Here is a 23116-nt window from a genome sequence, read left to right on the forward strand (position 1 = left end):
TCTGGCCGTATCGGAGCGGCTGATCGTAAACGCCACCTGACCGGCCGGTTCTGCAACGCTGCACAGCGGTTCTGCGCACATGGCTATTGTTCCTTTGCCTGAGTTCGTTAGGATCGGCCGATTCCGTGCGCCGGACCGGATCGGCGCGCCTGACCCTTTGCTCCGAAGAGGACTCCATGGCTGAACGTGAAATCGTCGTTGTCGGTGCGGTGCGCACCCCGATCGGCTCCTTTGGTGGCGCGCTGAAGGATGTCGATCTGATCACCTTGGCAACCACAGTCTGCCGCGGCGTGCTTGAACGCTCCGGTACGCCCGCCGATGCCGTGGGCCACGTGGTGATGGGGAATGTGATACCCACCGAGCCTCGAGACGGCTACCTGGCACGGGTCGCCGCGGTGGACGCGGGCATTCCGCTGGAAACCCCGGCCTTCAACGTCAACCGCCTGTGCGGCTCCGGCCTACAGGCGGTGATCTCGGCGGCGCAGTCCATCCTGCTCGGCGATACCGACGTGGCCATCGGTGGCGGCGCGGAGAGCATGAGCCGCGGTCCATTCATCCTGCCGGACATGCGCTGGGGCGCACGCCTAGGCGACAGCCAGGCGATCGACTACATGAACACCCTGTTGCACGATCCCTGGGGCAAGTTTCACATGGGTGTGACTGCGGAGAACGTCGCTGAGCGCTACGGCATTAGCCGCGAGCAGCAGGATGCGCTCGCGCTGGAAAGCCAACAGCGCGCTGTTCGCGCAGTGGAGCAGGGCCATTTCCGCGAGCAGATCGTCCCGGTGACCGTCGCGACCCGCAAGGGGACCATCCAGTTCGAGGTCGACGAACACATCCGCGCCGATCTCACCGCCGAGCGCCTCGCGGCGCTGAAGCCGGTCTTCAAGAAAGAAAACGGTACCGTGACCGCTGGTAATGCGTCGGGGCTGAACGATGGCGCTGCGGCGCTGGTGCTGGCTGAGGCCGGGCGGGCTAAAGCGCTGGGCTTGGTGCCAATAGCGCGACTGGTCGGCTACTCCCATGCCGGGGTCGACCCGGCTTACATGGGGATCGGCCCGGTGCCGGCGGTGCGCAAGGTGCTGGAGCGCACCGGCATCAGCCTCGAGCAGGTCGATGTCATCGAAGCCAACGAAGCCTTTGCCGCCCAGGCCTGCGCCGTAATGCAGGAGCTCGGGCTGGACCCGGCGCGGGTCAATCCCAATGGCTCCGGTATTTCCCTCGGGCACCCGGTGGGCGCGACCGGTGCGATTATCAGCGTCAAGGCCATCCATGAGCTGCAGCGCATACAGGGCCGCTATGCGTTAGTGACCATGTGTATCGGCGGCGGGCAGGGCATCGCAGCGGTTTTCGAGCGTTGCTGATAGCGGCTGCGCTCGCGTTCGTCGGGCATAGCCGTTTCGATTGAAGATTCTGCCGAAATGGCCGACAAGCTTTGGCGAGGGTGATATCTACGCCAAGAGACCGGCTTTCCCACAGGACTATTCATGAACAACGCATCCGCCACCGACGCCTTATCGCTTCTGCTGTTCACGCTTCGCAGCGGCAAGCAGATGGCGATCAACCTGTTGAAGGTCAGCGAGATCATTCCGACGCCGTCGCTGACCCGGTTGCCAGAGTCGCACCCTCATGTCAGAGGCGTCGCCACGTTGCGCGGCCAGCCGTTGTCGGTCATCGATCTGAGCCTGGCCATCGGCATGGCGCCCTTGCAGGATCCCAAAGGCGGTTGCCTGATCGTCACCGAAATCAGTCGTTCGAAGCAGGGATTGCATGTGCAGGCGGTGGTCAAGATCGTGCACATCCAATCATCGAAGATCCTGCCGCCGCCCTACGGCGCGCGAAACAATTCCTTCATTACCGGTACCGCTGAAGTGGACGGCGAACTGATCCAGATCCTCGACGTGGAAAAGGTCATCCACAACATTGCGCCGGTTCCCGGCGAGGCGGACATTTCCCATCTCGATGATCAGGATGCCCAACTGTTGACCGAAACGCGCGCCCTGATCGTCGACGACAGCCAGGTGGCGATCCACATGTCGGTGTCGGCGCTGACGAAGATGGGCGTTACCTGCCATTCGGTACGCAGCGCTCGCGAGGCCTTCGAGAAGCTCGACAGCCTGAAGGACAGCTACGAAGCGATCAATGTGGTGGTGTCGGATATCGAGATGCCGGAAATGGACGGTTATTCATTCACCCAGGCGCTGCGCAAGCATCCGGATTACGCGTCCATTTACGTCCTGCTGCATACCTCTCTCGACAGCACCATCAGCACCGATAAGGCCAAGGCCGCCGGCGCCAATGACATCCTCACCAAGTTCTCGCCGCCGGAAATGGCCAAGTGCATGCTGCGCGCGGCGCGGGTGATTCATCTCGGTGAGGACACCTCGGTCGCTTGAGAACCTGGTTGGTAGCGGCGGTGGCTTCCGGATCGGCCACCTCCGCCTAGGCTCGGTCAGGCGCCGTACTTGCCGAACGCCGCGTCACGCGTGTTGACGTACAGCGCGTACAACGAATGGCTGCTGGCCATGAACAGCCGGTTGCCCTTGCTGCCGCCGAAGCAGAGATTGGCGCAGCGCTCCGGCAGCCTGATCTTCCCGATCGCCTTTCCCTGTGGATTGAAGATCATCACGCCATCCAGATCGGCGGTCACGGCTTCCGGTGAGCCCGAGCTGCCCCAGCCGCACCACAGGTTGCCATCCTCGTCGCACTTGATGCCATCCAACGCGCCGAAGGCAGGCGCCTCGATGTGCTTGCGACGTTCGCCCAGCGTGCCGTCCGCGTTGACCGGGTAGGCCCAGACCAGCCGATTGGGCTTTGCCCGGCCTTCGACGACATACAGCGTCTTCTGGTCGGGCGAGAAGCACAGTCCGTTGGGGCCGGCGATCGAGTCGATCACGCGGGTCACGGCACCGGTTTCGCCATCGATGCGATAGACGGCATCCGGCAGCTCGGTTTGAATCTTGTGTCCCTCGTAGAAGTTGCTGGTCTGGAAAGGCGGGTCGGTGAACCAGATCGATCCGTCTTGCTTGACCGCGAGATCGTTCGGTGAATTGAAACGTTTGCCTTCGAACTGATCGGCCAGCACCGTGATGCTGCCGTCCGGCTCGGTGCGTGTGACGCGACGGCCCTGGTCATTGGTGGTCGAGCCTTCGCAGGCCAGCAGCCGTCCTTGCAGATCGCGGCTCAGGCCGTTGGAATGATTCGAGGGCTGGCGATAGATGTCGAACGAACCGGTGATCTCATCCCAGCGCATGATGCGATTTTCCGGAATGTCGCTGACCAGCAGGTAACGGCCATCGCCGACCCAGACCGGGCCCTCGGCCCAGCGCATGCCGCTGGCGATCTTCTCGACGCTGGCGTTGAACAACCGATATTTGGTGAAACTCTCATCGAGGATTTCGACGAGTTCATCCGGGTAGCGCTGGGTCAATGGTTCGGCCAAGGCGAGCCGGGGCAGGCCCAGGCTGCCCATCGAGGCGATTCCAGCCGACACCATCAGCGAGTTTTTCAGGAAGGCTCGGCGGGCATTGCGTGGGTCGTTGGCGGAATCGTCATTCGTTGTGGTCATGGCGTGCGTCCTACGTGAAGTTTTTATGGGCGAGCGAGCCCGTTCCACCGGGATAGGCGGTCAGGCGATACGCGAGGGGTCAGCGATTCAGTCGAGGCGGGCTATGTGCGTGGCGCAACAACGGCAGAACGCGCTTGGCGGTCGGGCGTGGAGAAGGGGGCATGCGACTATCCATTGTTATTGTAGGGTGATGTTGTCGTACAACCTCGATGAGTATTGTTAGGGTATGACCGCTTGTCAAAGCCTATTCTTGCTGACGAACGAAGATCTTTAACACCTTCTGTATCTTGTTCGACGTCGTATGAGCTGGTTCGACTCGTTTGTCGCCTTCGCTTGGACGTTGCCACGTAGAATGGGCGCCCCGAAAGAATAAGGACGGCGGACGGTGAATCTGCAACAGGGCTTTGTCCTGACCCGACACTGGCGCGACACGGCGGCCGGTACCGAGGTGGAGTTCTGGCTGGCCACCGATACCGGCCCGCGTCGTCTGCGCGTGCCTTACCAACCGTCGGTTGCCTTCATTCCGGCGGCACAGCAGCGCAAGGTTGAAATCCTGCTCAAGGGCGAGCGCGACGTCGAGCTGCGTCCGCTGAGCCTGACCGACTTCCGCCATCGGCCGGTGGTCGGGTTGTATTGCAAACAGCACCGCCAGTTGATGAATCTCGACAAGCGTCTGCGCGGGGCGGGGCTTGACGTCTACGAGGGGGACATCCGACCGCCGGAGCGTTATCTGATGGAGCGGTTTATCACCGCACCGGTCAGCTTTGCCGGCCGGCCGGATACGCAAGGCGTTCTCGTCGAGGCGCAGATCAAGCCGGCACCGGATTATCGGCCACCACTCAGGCTGGTCTCGTTGGATATCGAAACCACCATGCGCGGCGAGCTGTACTCCATTGCCCTGGAGGGCTGCGGCCAGCGCCAGGTCTATATGCTCGGCCCGGCCAACGGCGATGCCAGTACGGTGGATTTCCAGCTGGAATATTGCGACAGCCGCAAGCAGTTGATCGAGTGCTTGAACAATTGGCTGGCGCGGCACGATCCGGATGTGATCATCGGCTGGAATCTGGTGCAGTTCGATCTGCGTGTACTGCGCGAACAGGCCCAGCGCTATCAGGTGCCGCTGCGTTTGGGGCGCGGCGGTGAGGAGATGGCCTGGCGCGAACACGGCAGCCGCAGCAATCATTTCTTCGCAGCAGCGGCGGGGCGGCTGATCATCGATGGCATCGAGGCGCTGCGTTCGGCGACTTGGAGTTTCCCCTCGTTCAGCCTGGAGAACGTCGCGCAGACGTTGCTCGGCGAGGGCAAGGCGATCGATACGCCTTATCAGCGCATGGACGAGATCAACCGTATGTTCGCCGAGGACAAGCCGGCGCTGGCGCGTTACAACCTCAAGGATTGCGAACTGGTCACGCGGATCTTCGACAAGACCGAGCTGCTGACTTTTCTGCTCGAGCGCGCCACGGTCACTGGCTTGCCCGCCGATCGCATGGGTGGCTCGGTGGCCGCGTTCGAGCATCTTTACATCCCGCTGATGCATCGCCAGGGCTTCGTTGCGCCCAACCTCGGTGAGCGGCCACCGGAAGCCAGTCCCGGTGGCTTCGTGATGAACTCCCAGCCGGGCCTGTACGAATCGGTGCTGGTGCTGGATTACAAGAGCCTGTATCCATCGATCATCCGCACCTTTCTCATCGATCCGGTGGGGCTGGTCGAAGGCATGCGCAATCCTGACGACAGCAACTCGGTACCGGGCTTTCGCGGTGCCCGTTTCTCACGCGACCGGCATTGCCTGCCGGCCATCGTTGAGCGTGTCTGGGAAGGGCGCGAAGCTGCCAAGCGCGAGGGCAACAAGCCCTTGTCCCAGGCGCTGAAGATCATCATGAATGCCTTCTACGGCGTGCTCGGCTCCAGCGGTTGCCGGTTCTTCGACCCGCGCCTGGCCTCATCCATCACCCTGCGCGGGCACGAAATCATGCGCCGCACCCGCGAGCTGATCGAAGCTGAAGGCTACAGCGTGATCTATGGCGACACCGACTCCACCTTCGTCTGGCTCAAGCAGGCACACAGCGACGAGGATGCGGCGCGCATCGGCCGGCAACTGGTGCAGCAGATCAATGGGTGGTGGCGCGAGCATCTTCAGCGTGAGTACGGCCTGCAAAGTGCGCTGGAGCTGCAGTTCGAAAGCCACTTCAAGCGCTTCCTGATGCCGACCATTCGCGGCGCCGAAGAAGGCAGCAAAAAACGCTATGCCGGCCTGGTCACCCGCCCGGACGGCAGCGACGGGCTGGTGTTCAAGGGCTTGGAAACGGTGCGTACCGACTGGTCGCCCCTGGCCCAGCAGTTCCAGCAGGAGCTGTACCGGCGCATCTTCAACCGCGAACCCTATCAGGACTACGTGCGCGACTATGTACGCCGCACCCTGAACGGTGAGCTGGACGAGTTGCTGATCTTGCGCAAGCGATTGCGCCGGCGCCTGGATGACTATGAACGCAACGTCCCGCCACATGTACGCGCCGCACGGATTGCCGATGACTACAACCTGCAGCAGGGCCGTCAGCGGCAATACCAGAATGGTGGCTGGATCAGCTATCTGATTACCGTGGGCGGCCCGGAGCCTCTGGAAGTGCGGCGCGCGGCAATCGATTACGACCACTACGTGACACGCCAGCTGCAGCCCATCGCCGATGCCATTCTGCCTTTCGTCGGCGACAGCTTCAGTGGTTTGATCGACGAGCAGCTCGGGCTGTTCTGATTAGCTGACTCTAGCCACCCGATCGGTCGGAGCGAGGCGCGCTGTAGCGCTCGGCGAGGCGTCCGACGGGCACGCCGCAGGCGAACTGCAGCGCCAGCAGGCGATTGCGCAGCGAGCGTCGCCACCAGCCGTCGCGCTGCCAACGGCGTGTATCGACGCGGACGCCGTCATTCATCCGTACGAACCGGCCATTTCGGCGCAAGCATTTCACCAGTTCGACCTCCTCGAACAGCGGCCAAGGGCTGTGCTGGCCGCAGCGCTGATAGGCCTCCGCCGTTACGAACAACCCCTGGTCGCCGTAGGGCACGCCGAAGTGAGTGCGCAACGTGATCAGGCGCTCGAGCAGCGCGCCCTGCCAGCCGGTTCGGCCGGCAAAGCGAAACTTGAAATAGCCTCCCACCGCACCGTCGGCGATCGCCGTCAGCATCGAGGGCAACGGGTTGCCGTGTAGCTGGGCGTCGGCATGCAGGAACCACAGCACTGGATACCGCGCATGGCTGGCGCCCAAGCGAAGCTGCGTACCGCGGCAGGGCGCGGTCGGCAGCCAGGATGCGCCATGGCGCGCGCAGAGCAATCGGCACGCCTCGCTGCTGGCGCCATCCACGACGATGATTTCGCCATTCACCTCGGTCGTTTGGAAAAGCGGGACGAGGCTGCTCAGCAGTTGCGTCAGCGCCTGCTCGTCGCGCCAGCATGGAATGATCACGCTGATTGCGCTCTGCTCAGGCATCGTGACGAGTCCCAAGTGCTTCGAGCACCGCGCGTAGGCCTCGACGCGATGGGCGCCTGTCTTCGCGCAACGCCGCGGCAAGGGGCAGCAGGTCTTGCTCATGGTCGATATCAAAGGACTCGCCCGCAATGACGACCTCATGACCTGCCCGTCGGCACAACTGCTCGAGCGCATGGCCGAGTCGATCAGTGCTCCAGGGCAGGCGGGAAAGATCTGGCCAGGGGCGATTGGAGGCCATCAGTACGACGCCGCCATCACGGGCGGCGAACAGCACGGTGTCGACCCGCTGCAGCAGCTGGGCGACGTACAGGTAGTCGGCGGGGCGCAGGGCAGGGCAGTCGCTGCCGATGAAGATCAGCTTGCGCTGGCCTTGGTCGCGTAGCGTGCGGTCCAGTTCGTTCAGGCGCTCGCCGAGATTGCCGTCTGGCTGCGCCATGCAGAGCACCCCTCCAGCCAGCGATCGCGCCCAGCTCAGATGTTGCTCGTGGTCCGGTGCGATCGCCCCCGGGCCGGGCCATTGCTGAAGGTCCTCCAGTGCACAGGCGAGCAGTGCCTGAGCGATGGACAGCGCGGCATTCTGCCCGAGTGTCGCTGCCAGTCGCTGCTTGGCGTGGCCCTGTGCAGGTCTTTTACAGAGCAGGACCAGGCAGGGCATGGCAGGATCTGAGGTCAAATCGGTTTCCCCTGGAAGCAAAGGCAGAACCTTGCGCGTGCGTTGACTACGCTGATGAAACGGTTGCCGATTGCGAGCGATCTACGCGTCGGCTTCCTTGAGACGTCTTGAAGGTTGAAACATTGTCATGCGTGACACTTTACCGCTGCTCGATGCGTTGCGCTTTCCGCCGATCCGACGCAGTCGTCTGGAGGCATTGCAGGTCAATCTGACCTACCGTTGCAACCAACGCTGTCTGCACTGCCACGTCAACGCAGGGCCGACGCGCAAGGAGGCGATGACCGACGAGAGCCTGGCCCTGCTGCATCGGGTGATCGAGGCGCACCCGGTGCAGACACTCGACCTGACTGGCGGCGCGCCGGAGATGCACCCACGCTTTCGCGAGATCGTTCGGCATGCCCGCCGCGAAGGGCTGCGGGTGATCGATCGCTGCAACCTGACCATTCTGAGCGAGCCGGGTCATGAGGATCTGGCCGAGTTCCTTGCTGAACAAGGGGTTGAAGTGACGGCATCACTGCCGTGTTACTCGCAGGAAAACGTCGATAAGCAGCGCGGCGATGGGGTGTTCGAGGCGAGTATTGCCGGGCTGCGTCAGCTCAACGCGTTGGGCTATGGAAAAGAGGGCCGTGGGCTGGTGCTCAACCTCGTCTATAACCCGCAGGGGCCGTCGTTGCCGCCGCCACAGGCGCAGCTGGAAACCGACTACAAAGCGCATCTGGCCGAGGATTTCGGCATCCGCTTCAATCACTTGCTGACCATCACCAATCAACCGATCGCGCGCTTCGGCAGTACCTTGGTGAGCAGGGGGCAGTTCAATGACTACATGCAACTCCTGCGCGACAGCTATCGGCCTGAAAATCTCGGCGCGGTGATGTGCCGCAACCTGGTGAGCGTCGATTGGCAGGGCTACCTGTACGACTGTGATTTCAATCAGATGCTCAACCTGCCGATGTCGCTTCCCGAGCTCATCAGCCGGGACCGCGCGCACCTGCGCGATTTGCTGACGCCCTTGAGGCTGGACGGTAACTCCATCGTCACGCGTGATCACTGCTACGCCTGTACCGCTGGACAGGGATCGAGCTGCGGTGGCGCTCTAAAAAGCTGATTACCCCCTTGCGTCGCCTCGAGTCGATCGAGCAAACCATTCGACCGGCCATTCTCTGATGACCTTGCACTATTCCCGTTCTGTTGTGCGTCTATCGTCAAGTTCGGAATTAATGCTATCCGCATGCGTAGTTAAACGTTGAGATTATTCATATATGGAGTAATCTGTGTCCTGTGGCAATAACCAGGCGGAGCGGAAATGAAACTCGAACAGGCGGTCAGCAAGCCAGACACTGCTTCGCCCGAGGCAGGGCGAGTCGCGCTGACGTTCTTCTTCAACCTCATGCGGTTATGGAACTGCAGCGCCGAGCAGCAGCGGATATTGCTTGGCTCGGTGGGTAATACGACTTACTTCAAGTACAAGAAACTTCCTGAAGTTCGTCTGCCGCGCGATACGCTGGAGCGTATTTCCTACCTGATGGGTATTCACAAGGCGCTGCGTATCCTTTTCAGCAATCAGGCGGAGCGGGCATATGAGTGGGTGCACAAGCCCAATGATGCCGCGCCGTTCAATGGCGTGAGCGCGCTCGATTACATGCTCGGTGGGCAGGTGGTCGATCTGGCCGATGTACGTCGCTATCTCGACTGGGTGCGGGGCTGATGCAGGAAATCCTGCCGGCCTGGCGGCGAGCGTATCGCATCATCAACAGCTCGTTCCCGCCACTGGACGTGTTCGAGGACACGCTCAGCCCGGATGACCTGGAGATCGCCTTCGCGCTGGAAGCCATGACCAACGATCGGCTGCGCGAGGAACTGGGCGCCCTGCAGCGCGTCGCGCCGGGTGACCGTGTCAGCGGGCCGGGTTCGACTGCGGTGATGGCGGCCTTTACCCATATCGGCAATGCCAGCCGCTTCAGCGACGGCAGCTACGGTGTCTATTACTGTGCCAGTTCGTTGGATGCCGCCATCGCCGAGACCAAATTCCATCAAGAGCGTTTTCTGGCAGCCACCCGCGAGGCGAACGTCGAAATCACCATGCGCGCGTACGTCAACAAGGTCGTCAAACCGCTGATCGACGTGCGCGACATGCCCGAGCTGCACCAACCCGATCCGGCCGCCTATGGCAATAGTCAGGCATTCGCCCGTGAGCAACGGGACGGCAAGACCTGGGGTTTGCTCTATCGAAGTGTGCGGTTGGAAGGGCACGAATGCGTCGCGGCCTTTCGTCCGCGGGCGGTCTCGTTGCCGGTGCAGGGGCCACATCTGCGCTACGTGTGGGATGCCCGGTCGGGCGCGATCACTCACATTCTCAAGATGAGCGAGGTATTGGTGTGAACGTCCAGGGCTGCGTTCTTGAGCCTGATCAAGTCCCTGCAAAGGACGCCTGGCTAGTCTGAAGGCTCGATTGAGATCAAGACGAGGCCCCTGAGATGGCCAAGAAATTCCCGATGAATCCTCCGCATCCCGAGCGCATCTGCTGGGGATGCGATCGATATTGTCCAGCGGATTCGCTTGCCTGCGGCAACGGCGCAGGTCGTACTCAGCATCCTGCGGAGATGATGGGTGACGACTGGTACCTGTACGGCGATTGGGGGTTCGATTTGATTGCCACCGACAAGCCGGACGAGAAAAAAGCTTAAGCCTCCGGCCTGCAACTTCTAGCTAGATATTTTTCCTAGGAAATAGCGGGTCCACCGAACCGCAGGTACACTTCGCCGCCTTTTGGCCAAGGCAGGTCGAACAACCGTTCGGCACCTGCTTCAATTGCAAACTTCAGAAAATCTCCAAGCGAACGATGAACTGGTGCGGCGGCCACGTTGCGGGTTCACCGTGGCCTCTTCGTGGGGCTGTCCGGGCGGAGCGCCGCTCGTCTCGGATCCAGACCGAACATTCGCAGCCCACGCAGGAACCTGACCATGCTAGTTGGTAGCTATAACGACGTCCTGGTGTTTTTCTCGTTCGTCGTCGCTGTGCTTGCCTCCTATACCGCGCTCGACATGGCGGGACGGGTCGCGACTGCCGAAGGTCGTGCGGCGCGCCTGTGGTGGGCCGGTGGCGCCTTCTCTATGGGCCTGGGAATCTGGTCGATGCACTTCATCGGCATGCTGGCGTTCAGTCTGCCGATTCCGCTCGGCTACGATCCGCTGATCACTGCCGGCTCGCTCGTGATTGCCATTGCTGCCTCTGCCGTTGCGCTGTGGCTGGTATGTCAGCGTGAGCTGCCCTGGTCCCGTATCGGGGTGGGGGCGTTGTTGATCGGTGCCGGAATTACCGCAATGCATTACAGCGGGATGGCGGCGCTGCGCATGCAGCCAGGCATTGACTATCACACGGGTTGGTTCATTGCCTCGGTTGCCATTGCCGTGCTCGCCTCGGCAGCCGCTTTGTGGCTGGCGTTTCGCCTGCGCGGCAATCTGGCCCACCTGAAACTCTGGCGTACATTGGCCGCCCTGGTGATGGGGCTCGCGATCACCGGCATGCATTACACCGGCATGGCAGCGGCGCGCTTTCCCGAAGGTAGCTTTTGCGGGGCTTCCATCACGGGTGTGGAAACCCATTGGCTGGCGCTGTTGGTGATCGTGCTGACCTTGGCCGTGCTGGCCATCACGCTGATCGTCTCGATTCTGGATAGCCGAATGCAATCGCGTACATCGTTGCTGGCGACTTCATTGGAGAAGGCCAACAGCGAGCTGGTCCAGCTGGCATTGCATGACAACCTCACCCGCTTACCCAACCGACTCCTGCTGGAGGATCGCCTGAGTCAGGCGTTGGAGATCGCCAAGCGCGAGCGCTCCTGCTTTGCCGTGATGTTCATGGATCTGGACGGCTTCAAGGCCGTAAACGATGCCTATGGACACCATATCGGTGATGAGCTGCTGGTTAGCGTCACTGAACGGTTGCGTTCGTGCATTCGCGCCCAGGACACACTCGCACGCCTTGGCGGAGATGAGTTCGTGTTGCTGGCGGTCGTTACAAGCCCGGATGATGCAGCGACACTGGCCGACAAGCTGGTGCAGCGCATCGACGAACCTTTTGAGCTGTCGCGCTACGAGCTCCGTGTCTCGCTCAGCGTCGGCATTGCGATATACCCCAATGATGGCGAGGGCACCCGTGATCTGCTGCTGCACGCCGACGCCGCCATGTACCACACCAAAAGCGCCGGCCGGAACGGCTACAGCTTCTTCGAACCTTCAATGAACGCCAACGCCGCGGAGCATTTGCAGCTATTGCATGACTTGCGGCTGGCCGAAGCGCGCGGTGAGTTACGCCTGCATTATCAGCCGAAGTTCGAGGCACCCGCCGGTCCCGTACGTGGCTTCGAGGCATTGTTGCGGTGGCAGCATCCGAAACGTGGCCTGCTCAGCCCTGATGCGTTTCTGCCGCTGGCTGAGAAAACCGGTCTGATCATCCCGATGGGAAAATGGGTGCTGGAGGAGGCGTGCCGACAGTTGTGCGAGTGGCATCTACAAGGCTTCAGCCAGTGGACGATCGCGGTCAACCTTTCAGCGGTGCAGTTCGACCAGCCGGATCTGCCGGGTATGGTGGCCGAGATTCTCGATCGCTATGCCATTCCGGCGGTCCAGCTGACGCTCGAAATCACCGAAACCGTTGCCATGCGTAATCCGGAAGTGACCATCGAGACGTTGGAGAAACTCACGAATCTTGGCGTCAAGGCCTCCATCGACGATTTTGGAACGGGCTATTCGAGTCTGCTCTACCTGAAGCGGTTACCCGCCAGCGAGCTGAAGATCGACCGCGCATTCGTCAAGGAAATGAGCGTTGGCAACGAAGATTCGGTCATCGTCTCGGCGATCGTTGCACTGGCCAAAGCGTTGGGTCTAGAGATAGTCGCCGAAGGTGTGGAAACACCTGAACAGCAGGCGTTCCTCACAGATCTCGGTTGTGAAACGCTCCAGGGCTTTCTGCTTGATCGACCGATGACTGCGGCACAGGTACTTGAGCGCGCCGAGCGCGCGCGGGTCGAGCCGGCCTGCACTCTCGCCGGGTAAGCAGGGGTTAACCGCACCGGCGACTCTTCAGCTTGCTCAGAACCAGCGGTCGTTGCGCTTGCGGCCGCGTGTCATCACCGGAATGATCAGCCCGGCCAGCAAGCCTGCGCCGGCGATGCTGCCGCCATAGACCATGTAACGCATCAGTACCTGATTGTTTTCGTCGCCGAGACGCGCCTGGGCATCGCGCAGATCCGATTCGGTTGCGGTGAGCGCGGTATCCAGCGCCTGGCGGCGCGCTTCTAGTTCATCAATCAGCGCCTTGCGGGAGTCGAGTGTCTCCTGCATGCCCTGTACCCGGGTCTTCCAGCTGTCGTCTATGGTGCGCAGCTCTTCGCTGAGCTCGGCAACCTTCTGCTCCAGCTCAGGCAAGCGCTCCGCCTGGCCGGGCATCTCTTGCAGATCAGCGCTGCGGATCCACACTCGGTCGCCATTTGCGCCACGAACCTGACTGTAATCGCCTTGGGTATCGAGCAATTCGACCTTCTCGCCGGACGTGAGCGAGCCAACGATGCGATAGCCGTCGGTTGGGCCGCTGCGTACGTAAGTGGTCAGGCTGTCGCTGACCCAGCGTTCATTGGTCGCTTGCTGCGCATGGGCCGGCACGATGACGGCCAGCAGGGTACCGAACAGGCTGCCACGCAACGCGCGGCGCTGCGTGGCAGATCCCGAAACACGGGTGAGAAGGGCGAGAAGATGACGGGATATGGACATGGTGGTCTTCGCGTTGACAAAAGAATGATGGCCCCGATGAACGGGCCGAAACAAAAGCGGATCCGGAGCTGGCACTGTGCCGTCAGCTTGCCGCTACGGGCGGCAGCTGGCTGGTCGGATGTGCTGATGGGTGAGCGGGAGGATGCGTTCTCTCCGGTTGAGCCTAGGCCCCACATGGTCCTGCAGACAGGACTGACAGCAGGGAGCGCTGTAGGTTCACTGAATGTTCATCATTTCATGCTAGGTCGAGCTCGTTCCGGCCAACGCTGGCCGTGCTCAGGGACGACGTTACAGCACTTCCACCGGGTGGGCCCGGATCAGAAGCTGTTCCTGGCGGAACCGGGCTTCCAGCGAGGTCCGGTAGTTGGTCCACCAGATACGGTCGAGTTCGCTGATCATGACTTCGTAGATGACCAGATCGTCGCGCACCGCTCGGCTGTCATCATCGCGCCACAGGCCGTTCGCGGGCGCACGGGCATAGGCGGTGAGCCCGCCGAACTGCTCCACCAGCTCGTTCCTCACCTCGGCGAAAAGGGCCTTGGGCAGCGCTTGTCCGTCATTGTCATAAAGGGGAAGCAGCAACTGGGTCAGGTACATGCCGCAGCTCCGATGGGCGGTGGGCTTTGTTGATCCGACCACGGGCAGGCGCCGCCGGCACTATTGCATGGAGCATGTACGGATCAACGGTACGATCAGAGACGGCGCTGATGGGCGGAGACGAATTCAGCGACGCATGCAGACTCCAAGCTATACAACGAATTGCGGGAGGTAGCTCAAGATGGAATCACCGAACCCCACGGTAGCGGCCTTGCAGAAGGCTCAGGACATCACTTCACGCTGGTCGGATGGGGAGCTGGGCGCCGAGGAAGCGCAGCAGGCACTCAAGGCTGTGTTTGACCAGTGGCAGCCTGGCAATCGGGCGTCAGAGACTGAGCAGGTAGCCGAAGTGGCGTTGACGGCATCGCGAATTGCCTTCCAGGACTGGCTGCAACGCGGTGAGAACTGCGAGGAACTGGTCACCCAGCTGCGCTGGATTCTCGACCCTTCGAAAGATGGCATCACCGATCCTGCGCTCAACGTCTACGCGCCGCAGCGCCCCGAGTGAGATCGCCCGCGGTGGGGCGGCAGCCTTCAACGCACCAGCAGTACGACCAGGGCAATGGCTAACGCCAGCGATACCCCTTTCCAGAACAGTACCGGGTTGCGCTCCATTAGCGGCGGCCGGGCCTTGTTGAGAAAGGCCTTGTTGGGGTGGCGCAACTCGAAGACGAATTCCGATAGATCCTCGTAGCGTTTGTACGGATCAGGATGCAGTGCCTTGCGCAGCACATCGTCGATCCAGGCCGGCACCTCGCGGTCGTGCTCGCGGATCGAGCTGTAGCTGAGCTTGTTCTGCGCGGCGCGGGTGCGGCACTGCGCGACCTGAAAGCCATACGGTAGCTTGCCGGTCAGCATCTGATAGGTGATGACGGCCAGCGAGAACATATCCGAGCGAGGCGTGCCGCTCTCGCCAAGGAAATATTCCGGCGCCGTGTACTGAGCGGTGCCGAGCAACTCGCTGCGTTCGGTTGGCGAGGCGATCTCCATGATGCCGGCAACTCGGGTGGAGCCGAAATCGATGATTTTCACCGTGCCGGTCGCGTCGATCATGACGTTCTCGGGGCGCAGGTCCTGATGCAGCATTTCCAGCCGGTGAAAGGCGCGCAGGCCCTTGGCGATCTGCTCGATGATGCCGCGCACCGTCTCCAGGTCCGGCTGCGGATGGTCGATCATCCACTGCGTAAGGGTCTGGCCATCGATGAACTCGCTGACGCTGTAGAGAAAGTTGCGCTTACGCATCTGCCGGCACGGCTGGGCCACATGTGCGCTGTTGATTCGTCGCGCGACCCACTCCTCGGTGAGGAAGCGTTCGAGATAGGCCACATCTTGTTGAAGCTCCATCGACGGCGTCTTGATGATCACCGGCGTGTCGTTGTCGTCGTCGGTCGCCAGATAGACGTGGCTGCGGCTGCTGGCGTGCACCTCGCGAACGATGGTGTAGCCATCGAACCGCGCCCGTGCCTCGAGCATGGGCGGGAAGGGCAGTTCGGTGAGGTGCTGGTAGAGCTCGTCCGGGGCCTGAATCGGAAGCTGCTCGATGCGCAGGATCTGCACCGTGAGGTTGTCGTCGCTGCCGCGTTGCAGCGCTTCGTTGACGATCTCCCTCGCGGCGGCGTCCAGATCGGCTGCATGTCGTGCGATGGTCTCGCTCATGAACTGCGCGCTGGCAAACTCGTATACCCCATCAGTGGCCAGGATGAAGGTATCGCCGAGTTCCACCCGTTCGGCGCGGTAGTCGATTTCCAGCTGCGGATGAATACCCAGGGCCCGACTCAGGTAGCTTTTTTCTTCGGATAGCCAGAGACGATGGTCGTTGGTGAGCTGTTCTAGCGTCTTGCCCTGAACGCGATAGATGCGCGAGTCGCCGGCGTGGAAGATGTGCGCGGTGGTCGATTTGATTACCAGTGCGCTGAAGGTGCAGACGTAGCCGCGGTCCTTGTCGTAGCGATACTGGCTCTGCTGACTTTGCGCATGCAGCCAGGAGTTGGTCGCCATCAACACCCGCTGCGCAGAGGTTTTGACTGACCAGGCGTCGGAGGTGCAGTAGTAGTCGGCGAAGAATCCGGTAACGGCCGATTCGCTGGCGATATGGCTGACGGTGCTGCTGCTGATGCCATCGGCGATGGCGAGGGCGATGCCCTTGCTGCTCAGCTGCGGTTCTTTGGGAATATAGGCACCGTGGAAATCCTGATTACTTTCCTTGGGACCCTTGTCGGTGTGTTGGCCCACCGAAACCGTGAGTTGTGCGGTCATGAAATGCAGCGAACCCAGGGAGGGCCGGGGTTCGCTGGGCTACTCAACGCAGGGCGCGCTTGGGTGCGGTTTTGATGTGAGTGGTGTAGAGCGTCAGACCCGTGAATGCCAGGCCGCCGACAAGGTTACCCAACGCGGTGGGGATTTCGTTCCAGATCATGTAATCCATCACCGAAAAGTCACCGCCCAGGATCATGGCCGAAGGGAACAGGAACATGTTCACCACCGAATGCTCGAAGCCCATATAGAAGAACAGCATGATCGGCATCCACATGGCGATGGCCTTGCCGCTGACCGTCGTGGAGATCATTGCGCCGACCACACCCATCGACACCATCCAGTTGCACAACATGCCGCGCAGAAAGATGGTCGTCCAGCCCGCTGCGCCGAATTCGGCATAGCCCAAGGTGCGTGCTTCGCCGATATGGGAGATTTTCTCGCCCACTGCGCCGGGGTCGGTTGAGAAACCCATGGTGAAGACGAAGGCCATCATCACGGCCACCGTCAGCGCGCCGGCGAAGTTGCCGAGGAATACCAGCCCCCAGTTGCGCAGCACACCATTGACCGTCACGCCCGGGCGTTTGTCGAGCAGCGCCAGGGGCGTCAACACGAACACGCCGGTCAGCAGGTCGAAGCCCATCAGATACAGCATGACGAAACCGACCGGGAAGAGCATGGCGCCTACCAGCGGCGAGCCCGTCTGCACCGTGATGGTGATGGCGAAGACCGCCGCGAGGGCGAGGATCGCGCCGGCCATGAAGGCCCGAATCAAGGTGTCCCGGGTAGACATGTAAATCTTGGATTCACCGGCGTCGACCATTTTGGTGACGAATTCCGAAGGGATGATGTAGGACATATTCGATTCTCTGTATTGGCGATCCGGTCCCGACTGAGGTCGGGTTTCTCTTTTCGTGGGCCTGGGCGGTGCTGGCGTACCGCACAGAAGGCCCGCTGCGGTAAGGCTCAGGCTGCGGCGATTTCCACCGCTTCACCGTTCAGGCGCACCGGCCAAACCTGCAGGCGCTGCTCGGGATATTCCAGGCAGGTGCCGTCCTGCAGCCGGAAGTGCTGCTTGTACAGCGGCGAGGCGATAACCAGATCGCCCTTGAGCTGCCCGACGATGCCGCGGCCGATGACATTGGCGCCGGACTTTGGGTCCTTGTTGGCGATGGCGAACACCTGCTCGCCGGCCTCGGTCTCGGGAAGGTGGAAGAGGGCGACCTGCTCGCCGTCGAGCCAGGCAACCACACCGGAATTGGCCACCAGATCGCGGCGGCTACACAGGGCGCGCCAACTGGCGGGTTGAACGGAATCGACACGTACGGCGTTGGACTGGCTCATCAGAGCACCTCCTCGGTTACGGGAATCAGGTGAAGTTCGTGTGCGTGTACCGGTCGGCGCTGGCCGCGTTCCTTGACGAAGTGGATGTCCGGGTCACCGCGCTGGTCGTTGACGAAGGTGCGGAAGCGCTTGAGCTTTTCCGGGTCCTTGATGGCGTTGGCCCACTCGCATTCGTAGCGATCGACCACCAGCTGCATCTGCGCTTCGAGCTCGGTAGCGAGACTCAGGCTGTCGTTGATGATGACTTCCTTGAGGTAGTCGAGACCGCCTTCGAGGGATTCGCGCCACACCGAGGTGCGTTGTAGCTTGTCCGCGGTGCGGATATAGAACATCAGGAAGCGGTCGATGTAGCGCACCAGGGTCTCGTCATCGAGGTCTGTTGCGAACAGCTCAGCGTGGCGCGGACGCATGCCGCCGTTGCCAGCGACGTAGAGGTTCCAGCCGTTCTCGGTGGCGATCACGCCGATGTCCTTGCTCTGCGCCTCGGCGCATTCGCGGGTACAGCCAGAAACGCCAAATTTAATCTTGTGTGGCGAACGCAAACCCTTGTAGCGATCCTCCAGGCGCAGCGCCATGCCGACGCTGTCCTGTACGCCGTAGCGGCACCAGGTGCTGCCGACGCAGGATTTCACCGTGCGCAGCGACTTGCCGTAGGCGTGCCCGGTCTCGAAACCGGCCTCGATCAGCTCGCCCCAAATGTCTGGCAGCTCATGCAGCTGAGCGCCGAACAGGTCGATGCGTTGGCCGCCGGTGATTTTGGTGTAGAGGTCGTATTTCTTGGCCACCGCACCGAGGGCGATCAGCTTGTCTGGGGTGATTTCACCACCGGCGATGCGCGGTACCACGGAGTAGGTGCCGTTCTTCTGCATGTTCGCCATGAAGGTGTCGTTGGTGTCCTGCAGCGGAATCAGCCCGGGGTCGGTGATCGGCTGGTTCCAGCAGGAGGCGAGGATCGAGCCCACCGCCGGCTTGCAGATATCGCAGCCGGTGTGACCGCGGCCGTGCTTGGCCAGCAGCTCCTCGAAACTGATGATGCCCTCGACCCGGACGATGCCGTACAGCTCCTGACGGGTGTGGGCGAAGTGTTCGCACAAGCTTTTGTCGACTTCCATGCCACGGGCGGTCAGCTCGTGCTCAAACACTTGCTTGAGTAGGGCCGAGCACCCACCGCAGCCGGTGCCGGCCTTGGTCGCGGCTTTCAGCTCGCCAAGATCGGTGATCCCGGCGTCCACCTGGCAGCACACTGCGCCCTTGGTGACGTTGTGGCAGGAGCAGATGGTTGCGGTGTCCGGCAGGGCATCGGCGCCCAGCGTCGGTGCGCCATCGGACAGGGGTAGGATCAGGCTGGACGGATCGGCCGGCAGCTTGATGCCGTTCTGTGCGTACTGCAGCAAGGTGTCGTAATAACTGTTGTCGCCGATCAGCACGGCGCCGATGACGCGCTTGCCATCTTCAGACAGCACCAGGCGGCGGTAACTGGCGTTGGCTTCGTCGATGAAGCGATAGCTCTTGGCGCCTGGCGTGGCAGCGTGGGCATCGCCGATGGAGCCGACATCGACACCGAGCAGCTTGAGCTTGGTCGACATGTCCGCACCGCTGAAGAGCTGGTGCGGCTCGCCGCAGAGCAGGGCGGCCAGGTTGCGCGCCATGGTGTAGCCCGGTGCGACCAGACCGAAGACCATGCCGTTCCAGGAGGCACACTCACCGATGGCATAGATAGAGGGATCGCTGGTGCGGTAGTCAGCATCGATCACCACACCGCCGCGCGGTGCGATTTCCAGTTCGGCACTGCGGCCGAGCGCGTCCTGCGGGCGGATGCCGGCGGAGAACACGATCAAGTCGGTTTCCAGGTATTCGCCGTCCTGGAAGTTCATGCGGTAGGCGTATTCCTCGCCGATGACGATTTCCTGCGTGGCGCGGGACAGGTGCACGCCGACGCCCAGCGCCTCGATACGGGCCTTGAGCGCCTTGCCGCCTTCGTCATCGAGCTGTACCGGCATCAGCCGCGGGGCGAACTCGACGACATGGGCTTCGAGGCCGAGCGACTTGAGTGCGTTGGCCGCTTCCAGTCCGAGCAGGCCGCCACCGACGACCACGCCGCGCTTGGCGTTGTTGGCAGCGGCGCGAATCGAATCCAGATCGTCCAGGGTGCGGTAGACCAGGCGCGAGTGGCCTTCGGCGCCTGGAATCGGCGGCACGAACGGGTAGGAGCCGGTCGCCAGGATCAGTTTGTCGTAGGGCTGGTGACCTTCGCGGGTGATCACTTCCTTGCGCTCGCGGTCGATCTCCAACACCTGCACGCCGAGGTGCATGTGTACGCCGTGGGCCGCGTAGTAATCGGCTTCGCACATGGCCAGCGATTCGGCGTCGCGGCCACCGAAATACTCGGAGAGATGAACTCGGTCGTACGCCCGCTGGCGTTCTTCGCCGTAGACATGGATGTGGTACTGGCCAAGGGCGCCGCGCTCGACCAGCTGCTCGACGCAGTGATGCCCCACCATGCCATTGCCGATGACCACCAGCGTTTCACTCTTGATCGGGGTGACGATTGCGTTCATGACCGGTTCCTCCGTCGAAGCCCTGTTCGGCGTCGTCGTACAAAAACAAAAAGGCGCCTGGAGCTGTCGGGCAGCTCCAGGCGCCTTTGCCTGGTATTCAAGAATTGTGAGGTGATGGTTCGAGCGGCGTTGCTCGTAGCACCCGTCCCGTGCCGTTCGCGGCTGATGGTCTTCGTTGACCGGCGGGATGCGCTGCCGAATCGTTCGGCAGGCGATACCTGTCCCATAGCAGGTTGCGTGCCAGCGGTGTGTAGCGGGTAGTGCGCCGGGGCTGACTGCCGTATTTGGTGGGCTGGAGCTCACCCTACATACCGGACTTATTTGTCCACGCGAACCACAAGGGTGCGGTACTCGTAACCCGCTCCCTTTTTTGGGGCGATTCGTCTGCCGTCGCCCATCTGAAAACGACTGGTGCAACCGAGCGGAGCCGAACCTTGCGTGGCGGGCTCGGTCAGTACGACGTCCAAACCTCGGCACGGTTAACCTTGCCGCCTGCCTCAATCACTGATGAATCGCGGAGATCACTTGAACAAGGTCGTCGAACATCCTTTGTTGCTGGGCATGATGCGCCTGATGCAATACCCCGAACTGGCGCAGCCTCAGGCGCTGCTCGGCTTCCTGGAACGCTGCGTGGAACGCGGCGTAACCGCTTTCGACCATGCCGACATCTATGGTGCGGGAGAATGCGAGGCGCATTTCGGTGCCGCTTTGAAATTGCGCCCTGCCTTGCGCGAGCAGATCCAGTTGATCGGCAAGGCCGACATCGTGCCGGCTGCGCAGGACCGGTCGCGCTGGCAGGTCAAGCATTACAACACCCAGGCGGACTATCTCACCCAGGCGGTGGAGGGCTCGCTGAAGCGGCTGGGCGTGGAACGCCTGGATGGCTTTCTGCTACATCGCCCAGACCCCTTGCTGCGGGTCGACGAGGTTGCCCGGGCGCTGGACGATCTGGTCGGCAGCGGCAAGATCGGCTGGCTTGGCGTATCCAACGCCGAACTCCTGCACTGCCAGATACTGGCCCGCGAGCTGCCCCTGCGCTGTAACCAGATCGAGCTGTCATTGCAGGCGCAGTCGGCGGCGTGGGATGGGCGGCTGCACGCCATGGAAAGCGAAGGGTTGCATGTGCTGGCCTGGTCACCGATGGGAGGTGGACGTTTCGGCCCTCAATTGCAGCAGGCGCTCGAAGAGGTTGGCGCGGCGCTGGGCGTCACAGCCAATCAGGTCGCCCTGGCCTGGCTGCGTAAACTGCCAGGCAAGCCAGTGCCGATCCTCGGTAGCCTGCGCTGGGAGCGCATCGAGGAGGCCTTGCAGGGAGCCGATCTGCAGCTGGATACGCCTACATGGTTCCATCTCGCCCAGGCGGCACGTGGACACGGGGTGGCCTAGTACGACAGCTTGAGGCCAGTTGCATCGCGTAATTGAGTGGTCTAGCGTCAGCTAGCCGGCTCCGCCGGATGGAGACACTGCTCATGGGAATCTCGAAGCCGCTGGTCGTGGCGCTGGCCGCTGCGATCTCCACCGCTGCGATGGCCGGCAGCAACACCCTGGTGGGTTGGGCGATGATGCCTGCCGACACCTTCTCTGACGGTCCGACATCGGCTCAGATGGCCAACGCCAACCCCTACGGCACCTTCGTGCCCCCGTATGAGAATCGTCAGCCTGTGCAGGGTTTTTCCGCCGTGCTGCCGGGTGCGGATGAAAACAGCTTCATATTCATGACCGACAACGGCTTCGGTGGTCAGACAAACTCTGCAGATACGCTGTTGCGGCTTTATAGCGTGCGGCCTGATTTCCGCTCGGCCAAGGGCGGGAGCGGGAATGTCAGTGCGAGCGATTATCTCAGCGGTGCGCCACTGGCTCGCTTCACTCACGCGTCGCGCCTCACTCTGAACGACATCAACCAGAAGCTCGAGCTGCCGATACAGGCCGATTACCGCTTTTATTACAACGACGACTCCAGGCCACGCGTTGACAGTGCAATCGAGTTCGGCCGCTTGCTGACAGGCGCTGACCTGGACATCGAATCGGTGCGCCGTGACAAGAATTGCGCGATGTGGTTTGGCGACGAGTTCGGACCCTACCTGATCAAGACCGATGCGTCGGGCACCGTCACCCGCAGCGCCATCTCACTGCCAGGCGTCTACGCGCCGCAGCATGTCGATGTGGTGGCTGGAAGCGCAACCGCGAACCTGGAAGGCTCAGGCGGTTTCGAAGGCATGGCGATCAATCCGATTGGGGACCGACTGTACGCGTTGCTGGAGAAGACCGTCAGCGGTGATGCAACCGGTACCTTGCGCATCAACGAGTTCGACATCAATCAGGAGCGTTACACCGGTAAGGTGTTGCTCTACCGGCTGCAAGAGCCCGAACTCGCCATCGGCGAAATGACTGCGATCGACGAGACACGCTTTTTGGTTATCGAGCGCAATGGCGCGACGGCCACTAACGGCACTCCATTCAAGAAGATCTACCTGATCGACATCCGCGGTGTCGCCAGTGGCGCGGAAGTGCCCAAGACAGAGGTGGTCGACCTCATGCGGCTGGCCGACCCCGATGACCTGAACGGCGACGGCAAACGCACCTTCACGTTCCCCTACGCGACCATCGAGAGCTTGTTACCACTCGATTCGCGCACCTTGTTGGTCGTCAACGACAACAATTTTCCTTACGGAGGAGGGCGGGCCTTGAATGCGGACGTAACCGAGTTCCTGAAAATCCGCCTGGCTAATCAGATTCCCGGCGTGCGTCCGCCGCCCACGGGGCAGGCCAGAGATGCACGCCGCTGCGATGCGTCGACAGGCCTGAGCACGGGCTGATCCGCTTGGGGTGCAGATGAGCGCTTTGCTGAAAACAAGCGACGCTCCACGCCAGCCTGT

20 protein-coding genes are annotated in these 23116 nt (G+C 61.9%); 11 read left to right on the top strand and 9 right to left on the bottom strand.

The window, feature by feature from the left end; genetic code table 11:
* Positions 1–176 precede the first annotated feature (176 nt).
* Together ACL0K2_RS00230 and ACL0K2_RS00235 are read left to right on the top strand one after the other, a co-directional pair.
* Positions 177–1364, top strand: a complete 1188-nt coding sequence (locus ACL0K2_RS00230) for an acetyl-CoA C-acyltransferase family protein (protein WP_045161793.1) — start codon at positions 177–179, stop codon at positions 1362–1364.
* 123 nt (positions 1365–1487) lie between these two features.
* A complete protein-coding gene (locus ACL0K2_RS00235; protein ID WP_413043478.1) occupies positions 1488–2396 on the top strand; it encodes a chemotaxis protein CheV in 909 nt (302 codons plus the stop codon).
* A 56-nt stretch (positions 2397–2452) separates the two neighbouring features.
* On the opposite strand, the gene ACL0K2_RS00240 is transcribed toward ACL0K2_RS00235, so the two are convergent.
* Positions 2453–3568: an SMP-30/gluconolactonase/LRE family protein gene (locus ACL0K2_RS00240; protein WP_045161795.1), complete on the bottom strand. Its 1116-nt coding sequence runs from the start codon at positions 3566–3568 to the stop codon at positions 2453–2455.
* Positions 3569–3953: 385 nt separating this feature from the next.
* Between ACL0K2_RS00240 and ACL0K2_RS00245 the strand changes: the two genes are divergently transcribed.
* A complete protein-coding gene (locus ACL0K2_RS00245) occupies positions 3954–6317 on the top strand; it encodes a DNA polymerase II (protein WP_413043479.1) in 2364 nt (787 codons plus the stop codon).
* 10 nt (positions 6318–6327) lie between these two features.
* On the opposite strand, the gene ACL0K2_RS00250 is transcribed toward ACL0K2_RS00245, so the two are convergent.
* Positions 6328–7047 (bottom strand): glycosyltransferase, encoded by a 720-nt coding sequence (locus tag ACL0K2_RS00250; protein ID WP_045161797.1) that lies wholly within the window; start codon positions 7045–7047, stop codon positions 6328–6330.
* Positions 7040–7720, bottom strand: coding sequence for a DUF2064 domain-containing protein (locus tag ACL0K2_RS00255; protein WP_413043480.1), 681 nt, complete (start codon positions 7718–7720; stop codon positions 7040–7042). Before ACL0K2_RS00255 ends, ACL0K2_RS00250 begins: the two co-directional genes overlap by 8 nt.
* Before the next feature lie 127 nt (positions 7721–7847).
* Here ACL0K2_RS00255 and arsS point away from each other — a divergent pair, with 127 nt between their 5' ends.
* The 5 genes from arsS (at position 7848) to ACL0K2_RS00280 (ending at position 12774) form a co-directional block, all read left to right on the top strand.
* Positions 7848–8825 carry an arsenosugar biosynthesis radical SAM (seleno)protein ArsS gene (arsS, locus tag ACL0K2_RS00260; protein ID WP_413043481.1) on the top strand — a complete coding sequence of 326 codons (978 nt, stop codon included), beginning with the start codon at positions 7848–7850 and terminating at the stop codon, positions 8823–8825.
* Between the two features lie 198 nt (positions 8826–9023).
* Entirely contained in the window at positions 9024–9425 is a 402-nt protein-coding gene (locus tag ACL0K2_RS00265) for an MbcA/ParS/Xre antitoxin family protein (RefSeq protein ID WP_045161800.1), read from the top strand.
* Positions 9425–10099 (top strand): RES family NAD+ phosphorylase, encoded by a 675-nt coding sequence (locus ACL0K2_RS00270; RefSeq protein WP_045161802.1) that lies wholly within the window; start codon positions 9425–9427, stop codon positions 10097–10099. The genes ACL0K2_RS00265 and ACL0K2_RS00270 overlap by 1 nt, the downstream gene beginning before the upstream one ends.
* 95 nt (positions 10100–10194) lie before the next feature.
* The gene (locus tag ACL0K2_RS00275; RefSeq protein WP_239609156.1) at positions 10195–10404 is read left to right on the top strand and encodes a DUF3079 domain-containing protein; all 210 of its coding nucleotides are present in this window, start codon (positions 10195–10197) and stop codon (positions 10402–10404) included.
* A 276-nt stretch (positions 10405–10680) separates the two neighbouring features.
* Positions 10681–12774 (top strand): putative bifunctional diguanylate cyclase/phosphodiesterase, encoded by a 2094-nt coding sequence (locus tag ACL0K2_RS00280; protein WP_239609157.1) that lies wholly within the window; start codon positions 10681–10683, stop codon positions 12772–12774.
* Positions 12775–12810: 36 nt separating this feature from the next.
* Here ACL0K2_RS00280 and ACL0K2_RS00285 read toward each other — a convergent pair whose 3' ends face one another.
* Together ACL0K2_RS00285 and ACL0K2_RS00290 are read right to left on the bottom strand one after the other, a co-directional pair.
* On the bottom strand, positions 12811–13488 hold the full coding sequence (locus ACL0K2_RS00285) for a TIGR04211 family SH3 domain-containing protein (RefSeq protein WP_239609158.1): 678 nt from the start codon (positions 13486–13488) through the stop codon (positions 12811–12813).
* A 288-nt stretch (positions 13489–13776) separates the two neighbouring features.
* On the bottom strand, positions 13777–14085 hold the full coding sequence (locus tag ACL0K2_RS00290) for a hypothetical protein (protein WP_413043482.1): 309 nt from the start codon (positions 14083–14085) through the stop codon (positions 13777–13779).
* Between the two features lie 181 nt (positions 14086–14266).
* On the opposite strand from ACL0K2_RS00290, the gene ACL0K2_RS00295 reads away from it, so the two are divergent.
* Positions 14267–14593: a hypothetical protein gene (locus ACL0K2_RS00295; RefSeq protein ID WP_045161807.1), complete on the top strand. Its 327-nt coding sequence runs from the start codon at positions 14267–14269 to the stop codon at positions 14591–14593.
* Positions 14594–14619: 26 nt separating this feature from the next.
* On the opposite strand, the gene ACL0K2_RS00300 is transcribed toward ACL0K2_RS00295, so the two are convergent.
* From ACL0K2_RS00300 to nirB, 4 genes are all read right to left on the bottom strand, one after another.
* Positions 14620–16341: a protein kinase domain-containing protein gene (locus ACL0K2_RS00300; RefSeq protein WP_413043483.1), complete on the bottom strand. Its 1722-nt coding sequence runs from the start codon at positions 16339–16341 to the stop codon at positions 14620–14622.
* Between the two features lie 43 nt (positions 16342–16384).
* Entirely contained in the window at positions 16385–17197 is an 813-nt protein-coding gene (locus tag ACL0K2_RS00305; protein ID WP_045161810.1) for a formate/nitrite transporter family protein, read from the bottom strand.
* A gap of 107 nt (positions 17198–17304) precedes the next feature.
* Positions 17305–17682, bottom strand: coding sequence for a nitrite reductase small subunit NirD (gene nirD / locus ACL0K2_RS00310; RefSeq protein WP_413043484.1), 378 nt, complete (start codon positions 17680–17682; stop codon positions 17305–17307).
* Positions 17682–20240: a nitrite reductase large subunit NirB gene (nirB, locus tag ACL0K2_RS00315; protein WP_413043485.1), complete on the bottom strand. Its 2559-nt coding sequence runs from the start codon at positions 20238–20240 to the stop codon at positions 17682–17684. The genes nirD and nirB overlap by 1 nt, the downstream gene beginning before the upstream one ends.
* 561 nt (positions 20241–20801) lie before the next feature.
* Between nirB and ACL0K2_RS00320 the strand changes: the two genes are divergently transcribed.
* Both ACL0K2_RS00320 and ACL0K2_RS00325 read left to right on the top strand, forming a co-directional pair.
* Positions 20802–21626, top strand: a complete 825-nt coding sequence (locus ACL0K2_RS00320) for an aldo/keto reductase (protein WP_413044405.1) — start codon at positions 20802–20804, stop codon at positions 21624–21626.
* Between the two features lie 83 nt (positions 21627–21709).
* Complete coding sequence (locus tag ACL0K2_RS00325; RefSeq protein ID WP_413043486.1) at positions 21710–23056, top strand: esterase-like activity of phytase family protein; 1347 nt, start codon at positions 21710–21712, stop codon at positions 23054–23056.
* Positions 23057–23116 lie beyond the last annotated feature (60 nt).

Origin of the sequence: Pseudomonas sp. YJ42 (assembly GCF_047225135.1) — a bacterium.
GTDB lineage: Bacteria > Pseudomonadota > Gammaproteobacteria > Pseudomonadales > Pseudomonadaceae > Stutzerimonas > Stutzerimonas stutzeri_E.